An 11817-nucleotide genomic window follows, 5' to 3' on the forward strand; every position below is an offset into this window, starting at 1 on the left:
TCCTAAACTTTTAAAGTTTGGGATTTATTTTTTTGCAAAAAAGGAGCTGTGCACTAATTCTTTAGTGCGACAGCCCCTTTAGACTTTTTTTAATTTAAATGTACTTACCATTAGATAAGAACCTAGAATTAATAATATAATTGGAATCCATGGTGTTATTTGACTATTTAAAGTAAAAAATACAAAAATAGCTATAAAACTTCCTGTAATAGTTATAGGTACTCCCGTAAATACTCCGTCAAATGTAGATGTATTGTATCTTGCTAATCTGTATGCGCCACAAATAGGGAAGGCTAATAAAACCACAGTTCCTATTATTCCAAAAGGTCCTACGTTTTTTAAATCATACATTAAAAATGTAAGAATTGATGGTGCAACCCCAAAAGATACAAGATCTGCTAGAGAATCTAATTCTTTTCCAAGTTCACTAGAAACATTTAACCATCTAGCAATTCTTCCATCATATCTGTCTACAAGGGCAGCTATTAAGATGAAAAAGCAAGCAAATAGATAGTTTTCATTCATAGTATATAAAATAGATATAATTCCGCATGATAAATTTATAAATGTAAAAATATTAGGTATAGAACTTTTTCTCATATAATCACTCCTGCTTTAAAAGTTATAATGATTTTACTTTTTTTACTTATTATCAAATCAATATTATATCATATATTATAAATAAATATAAGATGTTTAAATATTAATTAATAATTAAAGGAAATTAAGATAAAATTAAGAAATAGGGCTAATAATTCATTTGATTTATTTGTAAAATATAGTAATATACTATATAGTATATTTTATTATATGGAATTATTAAAATTTTATAATATAGGAGGGGTAATGTGAAAAAGGTTAAATTTATTTATAACCCATATTCTGGAGAAAACTTAATACTTGATCATCTTGATAAGGTTATAAAAATACACCAGCAAGCAGGTTACACTATTGTCCCATATAGAATAGATAAGGAAGAAGATGTAATAAATGCCTTTAATGATTTTAAAGAATGCAATTATCATTATATATTAATTGCAGGTGGGGATGGAACTATTGATAATGTTGTAAATGTTATGGCTAAATGTGGAATTTCAATTCCAATAGGAATATTGCCTGTAGGTACTGCAAATGATTTTGCAAAATTCTTAGGGATGCCATCTGATATAAGTAAAGCATGTAGGCAAATATTATCTTCAGAAGTAACTACAGTAGATTTAGGTAGCATAAATGACAAATATTTTGTGAATGTAGCTAGTACTGGTTTATTTACTGATGTATCTCAAAAAACAGATGTTAACTTAAAAAACACTATAGGTAAATTAGCATATTATTTAAAGGGGCTAGAAGAACTACCTAATTTTAGAAAGCTTGCAATAAAAATAAACTCAGATGAAATGAATTATGAAGGCAATATGTACTTTATGTTAGTTTTCAATGGACAAACAGCTGGAAATTTTAAGCTAGCAACTAGAGCTAATGCAACTGATGGACTGCTTGACGTAATAATTTTTAAAGCTATTCCTATAATTGAGTTGATACCATTATTTGTTAAAGTGTTAAAGGGAGAACATTTAGATTCAGAAAATGTAATTTATTTCAAAACAAATAACTTATATGTTGAATCAAATGAAGATATTGTTACAGATATAGATGGTGAAAAAGGACCAGATTTTCCACTTAATATTAAATGTATAAAAGGTGGTTTAAAAGTTCTTGGAGCTAAAATTTAATAAAAAAAGAGATAAACATTATATTCCTTGCTCCGTCGCATGCGCTCCAAGTCGCCGTCATACAATGTTTATCTCTTTGCAAACTGAAGGAATGAAATTATAAGAACTCTAATTCTTACACTACGAATTTGACTACTCTTATAAAATTATCTAGAGCTTGTCTATAGATATAATTTCCTAAAGAATAAAATAAATTTTTAATTTATAAATTATAAATTAAAAAGCAATTAAGAAAATAAGTTTTTATAATTTATTTGTTTGAAATAAAGTGTGCATATTAATTTTTTTATTAAGGTTGACTAGAGTCACAAAATAACAAATTAATATGTACATTTTTTTATTGAAAATTTCCTTGCTAAATTTTTATTTATAAGTTGCCTTTTTACTTAAATTTAATATAATATAATAATGAATATAATATATGTAAAACAAGAATATTAAGTTCGTTATAAATAAGGGGTGAATTTAAAATGGAGGGTGTCCCTCAGAGTAGTAATTTAATAAAACTGAATATTAGATTTTTAGAGGAGATATACTTCGTTATAAATTAACCTTAAGTTTTCTCCTCTAAAAAGGAGGAGGAATATTATGAAAAACGTAAAGAAACTATCAGTATTTCTATATACAAATATCCTAGGTAAAAAAATATACGATGAGTTTGATGAAAGTATTGGAGAACTTAAGGATATTTATGTAACTACTGAAGATGGTTATCCTAGAGTAATTGGTTATAAGGTAAGAAGAGATGGATCTACTTTTCATTATGAATTTAGGACTATTAATTTTTATCAACAAGAGGGTAACAGAATAAAGATAGTTACGAGAGGAAGTAAGGAAATTTTACCAAGAACATATTCTTATTTATTATCTCAAAATTTATTGGATAAAAAAATTGTTGATATAAATGGTAAGCAGGTAGTTAGGGTTGATGATTTAAGGATAGCTGAAATTGCAGGGGAATATAGAGTTATAGCAGTTGAAACTGGTCCCTATGCAAGATTTAGAAGACTTAATTGTGCAAATCTTGGAAAGTTTATTTATAAAGTTTTAAGAAAAGATTATGAAGATAGAGTATTAATGTGGGATGATGTTGAATCATTAGAAATGGTAAATAACAATCTACAAATTTCAGTTCCATATAAAAAACTTTCAACTTTACATCCAGCAGATTTAGCAGATATACTAGAAAATTTAGATGCTAGTTCAAGAAAGCAAATATTTGAATCTTTAGATGAGGATTTAGCTGCAGACACCTTAGAAGAAATAGATCCAGAATATAAAGGTAGTATAATAAAAGAACTTAGTGAAACTAAAGCAGCAGAACTTTTAGAAATAATGTCTAATGATGAAATAGCAGATGTATTAGATGAATTGGATGATGAAGAAAGAGAAAAAATTCTTATCAATTTGGAAAAAGAAGATGCTGATGAAGTAAAGGAAATATTAAAATATGGAGATGAAACAGTAGGAAGTATCATGAGTACAGATTTTATTTCTTTTAATTTAGATGTAACTGTTGGTGAAATAATAGATATTTTAAGGGAAATGGAAGAAGTTGAAGAAGATGAAATTTATAGAATCTATATAACAGATGAAGAAGAAAAGGTTATTGGTTCTATTACTCCTTCAGATTTGATTTTAAACAAAGAAAATGTTAAAGTTAAAGATATAATGATTGAAGATATAGATGTTATAAGAAATGATGTTGATATAGATGAAGCAATTGAACTTATTGCAAAGTATGACTTATTAACTGTGCCTGTTATAGATGAAGAAAATAAGTTAATAGGAGCTGTAAATGCTCATGATATAATAGATGAAATTTTATATCCAATGTGGAAGAAAAAAATAAGATAACAATTTGAAAGATTGGCAATTAATATTTCCATCCTTCAGTTTTGAAGTGTTAAAATATCATAACAAGGTGACTTTGAGATTGCAACGAAACCTAGATATGATATTTTAACACTTTTTTATCTTTTTTAATATTTATATAAATAATTAGACTTTTATTGAAGAAGTAATATAATTAAATTTATTAAGGGAATTTTAATTAGTGGAGGAAGAGATGATATACAAAAATGTATTAGATTTAATAGGGAATACACCTATTATAAAATTAAATAATTTAGTGGATAAAGATAGTGCGGAAGTTTATGTAAAATTAGAAAAATATAATTTAGGTGGAAGTGTTAAGGATAGAGCTGCTTTAGGTATGATTGAAAAAGCAGAAAAGGAAGGTAAATTAAAGAGTGGATCTATAATAGTAGAGCCAACTAGTGGTAATACTGGTATTGCTTTAGCTATGATAGGAAGACTTAAGGGATATAAAGTTATTATAGTAATGCCTGATACTATGAGTAAGGAAAGACGAGATTTAATTAAGGCTTATGGAGCTGAACTTATATTGACAGATGGAGCAGAAGGGATGAATGGGGCTATAGAAAAGGCTAAAGAGCTTTCTAAAAATGAAAATTATTTTATGCCTCAGCAATTTGAAAATATAGCTAATAGTGAAAAACATTATTATACAACTGCAGAAGAAATATACTCAGATTTAAATGATTTAGATATGTTTATTGCAGGGGTAGGAACTGGTGGAACCGTAACAGGAGTAGGTAGTAAATTAAAAGAAAGAATAAAAGATATAAAAATAGTTGCAGTGGAACCTAAAAAATCATCAGTATTAAGTGGAGGTATTGCTGGAGCACATAAAATTCAAGGATTAGGATCAGGATTTATACCTGAAATTTATAATCCTAGTATAGTAGATGAGGTTGTTAAGGTTTCAGATGATGATGCTTTAAAAATGACTAAGATAGTTGCAGAAGAAGAAGGAATATTACTTGGTATATCTTCAGGCGCTGCTATTTATGTAGCTTTGGAAATGGCAAAAAAATTAGGCAAGGGTAAAAAAGTACTAGCCATAGCACCAGATGGAGGAGAAAAGTATATATCAATGGGAATATACGATTAAAGGAGGAGAATCTGTGTTTAATAAATTAAAGTATGATATAAATAATATATTAGAAATTGATCCAGCAGCTAGAAGTAAAATAGAAGTATTTTTGTTATATCCTTGTATTCATGCATTAATAGCATATAGAATAGCACATTTTTTATATAACCATAAAAGATTTTTTAGTGCTAGATTATTTTCACAAGTTGCTAGATTTTTTACTGGAATAGAAATTCATCCAGGAGCTAAAATAGGAAAAGGATTATTTATAGACCATGGTATGGGAGTAGTTATTGGTGAAACTACTGAAATTGGAGATAATGTTACGATATATCATGGAGTTACTCTTGGTGGAACAGGGAAAGAAAAGGGAAAGAGGCATCCAACTGTGGAGGATAATGTTATAATAGGAGCAGGTGCAAAGGTACTTGGACCAATAGTATTAAAAAAAGGTAGTAGAGTAGGAGCAAATACAGTAGTTTTAAAGGATGTTCCAGAAGGTGCTACTGTTGTTGGATGTGCAGGAAGAAATATAGTTAAAAATGTAGATGATATTATTGAAGTAATAGATAAAGAAGGAAATAGAAAAACTATCTATAACAACATGATGATTTAGAGGTTATTATGATTAAAGATGAAATTGTTAAATTCTGTGGAGAATTAGGATTAGACACTATAGGTTTTATAAAGTGCAGAGAATTTACAGAGCTTAAGTCTTTCTTTTATGAGAGAAAAGAAAAAGGACTTGAAAATGAATTTGAAGAAAAAGATGTATTAAAGAGAATAAATCCATATATATATATGGAAGATGGGAAAACTATAATTTCAATAGCTTTCCCATATCTTCATGATATTAATTATTTTGACAATGGTTTTTCTGTTTATACAAGAGGAACAGATTATCACAAAGTAGTTAAGTCATACTTACAAAAAATATGTGATTTTATAGAAAGTAAGGGTGGAGAAGCATTATCCTTTGTAGATAGTAATTTTTTACCTGAAAGATATATAGCATATTTAGGTAAGGTTGGATTTATAGGAAAAAATAATTTAATAATTACAGAAAAGTATGGCTCTTATGTTTTTTTAGGTGAAATTATAACCAATTTAGAAATGGAAACAGATGAAAGAGATTATAAAGAGATTCAAAACTTTAAAGAGTGTGGAGAATGTGAACTTTGTTATAAGGCATGCCCTAGTAAAGCTATAAATTCTTATAAAAAGAATAGTAATATTTGTGTTTCTTATTTTACTCAAAAAAAAGATTTAGAGGATAAGCATATTAAATTATTAAAAGGGAGAGTATTTGGCTGTGATAGTTGTCAAACTTCCTGTCCTTATAATAATAAAATAGAGTATTCAAAAATAGAAGAATTTTATCCTTATGATTTTATGAATAGAGAAAATTCACTTGAATTAATTAATTCAAGTACAAAGGAGTTTAAAGAAAGCTTCTTTAAAACCTCCTGTGGATGGAGAGGTAAAAATGTATTGAAAAGAAATGCTTTAATTAAAATAAATAATGATAATGGGAATATTAAAGACTTAAAAACAGATTCTCCTTATTTAAAAGATTATCTTAATAGACTTTTAAATAGTAATAAAATATAATATTAGATATAAAACTAGGAAGTGAGGGGAAAATAATGTTATCACCAAGCGTAGTGAAGTTAATAAATGCTTTACCAGAATCAGTAGTAGTAAAGATAACAAAATTTATTGTAAATAAGTATTTTAAAAAGTATGCTAACTTTAAAATAGAGGGTTTTGAAAAAATAGAGAGTACGGATGGACCTATAATATTTATATGCAACCATTTAAGTAATGCAGATGGATTAATTTTAGATAAGGTTCTTAGAGAAAAATATGATCCAACTTTTGTAGCTGGAATAAAATTATCAAATGATCCTGTAACTAAGCTTGGAACTATGATGGTTAAAAATGTAGGTATTAAACCAAATTCAGCAGATAAGGAAGCAATAACTAATATAGTAAAATTAGTTAGAGGTGGAGAAAATCTTATGATTTTTCCAGAAGGAACTAGAAGTAGGACAGGGGCAATGATTGAAGGTAAGAAAGGAATTTTATTAATTGCAAGACTTACTAAAGCTAAAATAGTACCAATTGGTATGACTGGTACAGAAATTCTTCTTCCTATAAATGATAATGGAGATATGGGAGGAGAAAAGTTTAATTATGCTGATGTAAATATTAAATTTGGAGATCCTATATCATTACCTAAAAAGGAAAAGGATGAAGATAAACATGATTATGATAATAGATGTATGGAATACATAATGAAGTCAATTGCAAACTTACTTCCTGAAAAATATAAAGGTGTATATAAGTAGGTGATTTAAATGAAAAAAAGAACTAAGGATATTTTAGAAATTTTAAAAGAAGATTATCCAGATGCTAAATGTGAGCTTAATCATGAATCTCCATTTCAGCTTTTAGTAGCAACTATACTTTCAGCTCAAACAACTGATAAAAAAGTAAATGAAGTTACTGAAACTTTATTTAAAGATTATCCAGATTTAGATTCATTTTTAAATCTTTCTGTAGAAGAGTTGGAAGAGAGAATTAAGCAAATAGGTTTATATAGAAGTAAAGCTAAAAATTTAATTATTATGTGCAACCAATTAAAAGAAAATTTTAATGGAGAAGTACCAAAAACTATGGAAGAAATAACTTCATTAGCTGGTGCAGGTAGAAAAACAGCTAATGTAGTTTTATCAAATGCTTTTGGAGTTCCATCAATAGCTGTAGATACTCATGTATTTAGGGTTTCTAATAGACTCGGAATGGCAGATTCAGATAATGTATTAGAGGTTGAAAAGCAATTACAAAAAGAGCTTCCTAAAAAAGAATGGAGTTTAACACATCATTTATTAATTTTTCATGGAAGAAGATGTTGTATAGCTAGAAATCCTAAATGTGAAATATGTAACTTAACTAAGTATTGTAAATACTATAAAGATATTAAAAAGAAAGAAGTTAAGAGAAAATAATAAAAGGAATTTAACTTTTATTTTTAGAAGTAAATATGTTGTATTAGGACAATTTAGAGCTTGCGACGGAGCAACTAATATAACATACTTACTTCTTTTTACTTTTATCATAATTTATATAGTGATATAATAAATGGTATGAATAAAATGATAATAAATTTATAATTTTGGAGGGCGTAATATATGAAAATTGGAGTTTTAATGGGGGGAATATCTTCAGAAAGAGAAGTATCATTAAATAGCGGTAATTCTATTATGCAGCATATTAATAAGGAAAAATATGAAGTAGTTCCTGTTGTTATAGATAGTAAAGAAGATGTAATAGAAAAAGTCAAAGGTTTAGATTTTGCTTTACTTGCATTACATGGTAAGTTTGGTGAAGATGGTACAGTTCAAGCTGTATTAGAAACTTTAGGAATACCTTATTCAGGCTGTGATAAAGTAAGTAGTGGTTTATGTATGGATAAGGATTTAACTAAAAGTGTTTTAAAAGCTAAGGGAATAAGAACTGCAAGATGGGTAAATGTATCTTCAGTAGAGGAAATAGATTATAATGCAATAGAAGAAATGGGATATCCTGTATTTATTAAGCCTACAAATGGTGGATCAAGTGTTGCAACATTTAAAATAACTAAAAAGGAAGATGTTGAAGCAGCTGTCATAGAAGGATTAAAGTGGGATAATGAAGTTATGATAGAAGAATTTATAAAGGGTGATGAAATAACTTGCCCTGTATTTGAAAATGAATTATTCCCAGTACTTGCAATAAAGGCTAAAACAGATTTTTATGACTATGAACAAAAATATTCTGCAAATGGAGCAGAACATTATCCTATAGATTTAGAGCCTAAGACTTATGAAGAAGTTAAAAAAATGGCTTTAGAAACCTATAAAGCTTTAAAGTGTTCAGTTTATTCTAGAATTGATATGATTATTACTGAAGAAGGAGTACCATATGTTTTAGAAGTAAACACTTTACCAGGTATGACTGCAACTAGTCTTTTCCCACAAAGTGCTGGTGAAAAAGGTATAAGCTACTCAGAGTTTATAGATATGATAATAGAACATTCATTAAAAAAATAAATATTAATAAAATTTAAGCAAACCTAAAAAATAAAGTAATATAGAGTATTTTCTTGAAATTTGAAACGTATATATAAGTAAAAATAAATTATTTTATTTATATATGGGAGGAATTATCATGAATTTTATTCTTTGGATTTTACTTGGTTCTACTTTAGGTTTGCTTTTTTCTTTTTATCAAGCAAATGTAGTTATGAAAGCTGATGAAGGTGAAGAAAAAGTAAAGAATATTTCTTTTAAAATTAGAAAAGGAGCAAATGCATATTTAAAAAGACAATATAAAGGTGTTGCAATATTTTTTGTATTAATGTTTATTATATTTTTAATTATGAGCTTCTTTGGATATATATCAATATTTGTACCATTTTCTTTTGTTATAGGAGGATTTTTATCAGGGCTTACTGGTTTTATAGGAATGAAAGTTGCAACTAATGCTAATTCAAGAACTACTACAGCAGCTAAAAAGAGCTTAAATGGAGCTTTGAAAATTTCATTTAAAAGTGGATCAATAATTGGAATAGTTGTTGTTTCTTTAGGACTTTTATATATAGCACTAGGTTACTTATTTTTAGATTGGTATTATAGTGATTTACAAGAGGTAGAAAGATTACTTCAAGTTACAACCAATATATTAACTTTTGGTATAGGAGCTTCTTCTATGGCTTTATTTGCTAGAGTTGGTGGTGGAATATTTACAAAGGCAGCAGATGTTGGAGCTGACTTAGTTGGAAAGGTGGAAGTTGGAATTCCAGAGGATGATCCAAGAAATCCAGCTGTTATTGCAGATAATGTTGGTGATAATGTTGGTGATGTAGCTGGTATGGGAGCAGATTTATATGAATCTTATGTTGGATCTTTAATTTCTTCTTGTGCTTTAGCAGTAGCAGCTGGATTATCGACTGAAGGGGTATTTGTTCCATTATTGGTTGCAACCTTAGGTGTAGTAGCTTCTATATTTTCTAGTTTTTTTGTTGAGGCTAAAGAAGATGCAAGTCAGAAAAATCTTTTAAATGCATTAAGAAGGGGAACTTATATATCATCAATAATTGTTGCAGTAGGATCATTTTTTATTGTTAAGTATTTATTAGGAGCAGAAAATTTAGGAGTTTATTTTAGTATATTATCAGGGCTTATTGCTGGTATATTAATAGGATTTTTTACTGAATACTATACTTCGGATAATTATAAGCCTACTAAAAATTTAGCAGATATGAGTAAAACAGGGCCTGCAACTATTATAATTGGAGGACTTTCTTTAGGAATGTCATCTACAGCAATTCCAGTAGTAATAGTAGCTATATCAGTTTTAATAAGTTTTAATTTATCAGGTGGAAGTAATGATTTTAATTTAGGTCTATATGGAATAGCAATTTCAGCAGTTGGAATGTTATCTACTCTTGGTATTACACTTGCAACAGATGCTTATGGTCCAATTGCTGATAATGCAGGGGGAATAGCTGAAATGGCAGATTTAGATCCAGAAGTAAGAAAAAGAACAGATGCCTTAGATTCACTAGGAAATACAACAGCAGCAACAGGTAAAGGTTTTGCTATAGGTTCTGCTGCATTAACAGCACTTGCATTTATAGCAGCATATAAAGATTCAATAGAAAATTTAGTGAAAAGTGGAGAATATAGTTTTGAATTTAATTTATCTATATTAAACCCACAAGTACTTATAGGATTATTTATTGGTGGAATGGTAACCTTCCTTTTCTCAGCGAAGACTATGGATGCAGTTGGTAGAGCAGCTTCTAAAATAGTTGTAGAAGTTAGAAGGCAATTTAAAGAAATTCCTGGACTTATGGAAGGAAAGGGAGAACCAGATTATGAATCCTGTGTAGATATTTGTACAAAATCTGCACAACAAGAGCTTATTACAATAGCAATAATAGCAATAGCAACACCTGTAATTGTAGGATTAATTTTAGGACCAAATGGTGTAGCAGGATTACTTGCAGGATCAACTGTAACAGGATTTGCAATGGCAATTATGATGTCAAATTCAGGTGGAGCATGGGATAATGCAAAAAAATATATTGAATCTGGAGTTTTAGGTGGAAAAGGGTCAGACTGCCATAAAGCAGCAGTAGTTGGGGACACTGTAGGAGATCCATTTAAAGATACAACAGGACCATCCATAAATATCTTAATAAAATTAATGTCTATGGTATCAATAGTATTTGGTGCTTTAATACTTGCATTTGGAATACTATAAAAATAATATTATGGGGTTGTCATATAGACAGCCCCTTTTATAATTAAGAATAAATAATTATGGTAAAAAATGGTTGATTATTATTGATTACAAGTGTAAACTATAAATAAAGATTACGTTTGTAATTAAAGGAGGAGTATTGTGAATAATTTACCTAAAATATCAGATTCAGAGTGGGAAGTTATGAAAATTATCTGGTCAAAGGAAGAAGCAACAGCTAATGAAATAATTGATAAACTAAAAGGAAAGCAAGAGTGGAAAAGTACAACTATAAAAAGTTTAATTAATAGGCTTTTAAATAAAGAAGCAATAGGTTTTAGAAAAAATGGGAAAGAGTATTTTTATTATCCATTAATATCAGAAGAGGAATGTATAAAAGAAGAAAGTAAATCATTCTTAAAGAAAGTATTTAATGGATCACTAAATGAAATGGTGCTTAATTTAGTTAAAAGTGAAAAACTTACTAAAGAAGATATCAATGAATTAAGAGATGTATTAAATAAGAAACTAGATATGGAGGATAAATAATGAGTTTTGTTATAGAATCCTCTATAGTTGGAAGCATATTAGTAGGTTTAATTTTATTAATTAGATTAATACTAAAACAACATATGAAAAAGTCAATAATATATTACTTATGGTTTATATTAATTATAAAATTATTAGTTCCATTTGGACCAGAAAGCAAAATCAGTTTATTTAATTTAATAAATATCACATCAAAAGAAGAAACAAATCTATTAGTTAATAATTATAAATTACCAAAGGAAGAAGTGAATTATAGTATATCTAATATTATAACTTCATCTGTAG

At 28.0% G+C, this 11817-nt stretch carries 12 protein-coding genes; 11 read left to right on the forward strand and 1 reads right to left on the reverse strand.

Going from position 1 to position 11817, the window contains the following annotated elements; all coding sequences use genetic code 11:
• Positions 1–78: 78 nt before the first annotated feature.
• The gene (gene pssA / locus H9660_RS14745; RefSeq protein WP_191751141.1) at positions 79–600 is read right to left on the reverse strand and encodes a CDP-diacylglycerol--serine O-phosphatidyltransferase; all 522 of its coding nucleotides are present in this window, start codon (positions 598–600) and stop codon (positions 79–81) included.
• Between the two features lie 248 nt (positions 601–848).
• Here pssA and H9660_RS14750 point away from each other — a divergent pair, with 248 nt between their 5' ends.
• The 11 genes from H9660_RS14750 to H9660_RS14800 form a co-directional block, all read left to right on the forward strand.
• Positions 849–1733, forward strand: a complete 885-nt coding sequence (locus H9660_RS14750) for a YegS/Rv2252/BmrU family lipid kinase (protein ID WP_191751142.1) — start codon at positions 849–851, stop codon at positions 1731–1733.
• 588 nt (positions 1734–2321) lie between these two features.
• Complete coding sequence (locus H9660_RS14755) at positions 2322–3590, forward strand: magnesium transporter (RefSeq protein WP_191751143.1); 1269 nt, start codon at positions 2322–2324, stop codon at positions 3588–3590.
• A 211-nt stretch (positions 3591–3801) separates the two neighbouring features.
• Positions 3802–4710 (forward strand): cysteine synthase A, encoded by a 909-nt coding sequence (cysK, locus tag H9660_RS14760; protein ID WP_191751144.1) that lies wholly within the window; start codon positions 3802–3804, stop codon positions 4708–4710.
• A gap of 13 nt (positions 4711–4723) precedes the next feature.
• Complete coding sequence (epsC, locus tag H9660_RS14765; protein ID WP_191751145.1) at positions 4724–5308, forward strand: serine O-acetyltransferase EpsC; 585 nt, start codon at positions 4724–4726, stop codon at positions 5306–5308.
• An 8-nt stretch (positions 5309–5316) separates the two neighbouring features.
• Positions 5317–6303 carry a tRNA epoxyqueuosine(34) reductase QueG gene (queG, locus tag H9660_RS14770; RefSeq protein ID WP_191751146.1) on the forward strand — a complete coding sequence of 329 codons (987 nt, stop codon included), beginning with the start codon at positions 5317–5319 and terminating at the stop codon, positions 6301–6303.
• A 35-nt stretch (positions 6304–6338) separates the two neighbouring features.
• Positions 6339–7043 (forward strand): lysophospholipid acyltransferase family protein, encoded by a 705-nt coding sequence (locus H9660_RS14775; RefSeq protein ID WP_191751147.1) that lies wholly within the window; start codon positions 6339–6341, stop codon positions 7041–7043.
• Between the two features lie 9 nt (positions 7044–7052).
• Positions 7053–7703, forward strand: coding sequence for an endonuclease III (nth, locus tag H9660_RS14780; RefSeq protein WP_191751148.1), 651 nt, complete (start codon positions 7053–7055; stop codon positions 7701–7703).
• Positions 7704–7886: 183 nt separating this feature from the next.
• Entirely contained in the window at positions 7887–8786 is a 900-nt protein-coding gene (locus tag H9660_RS14785) for a D-alanine--D-alanine ligase (RefSeq protein ID WP_191751149.1), read from the forward strand.
• Positions 8787–8904: 118 nt separating this feature from the next.
• Positions 8905–11004, forward strand: coding sequence for a sodium-translocating pyrophosphatase (locus tag H9660_RS14790; RefSeq protein WP_191751150.1), 2100 nt, complete (start codon positions 8905–8907; stop codon positions 11002–11004).
• Positions 11005–11145: 141 nt separating this feature from the next.
• A complete protein-coding gene (locus H9660_RS14795; RefSeq protein WP_191751151.1) occupies positions 11146–11532 on the forward strand; it encodes a BlaI/MecI/CopY family transcriptional regulator in 387 nt (128 codons plus the stop codon).
• Positions 11532–11817: M56 family metallopeptidase (locus tag H9660_RS14800; protein ID WP_243190679.1), on the forward strand; the 286-nt coding region annotated here is incomplete at its 3' end. The genes H9660_RS14795 and H9660_RS14800, both read left to right, overlap by 1 nt.

Origin of the sequence: Clostridium gallinarum (assembly GCF_014836325.1) — a bacterium.
Lineage (GTDB): Bacteria > Bacillota > Clostridia > Clostridiales > Clostridiaceae > Clostridium > Clostridium gallinarum.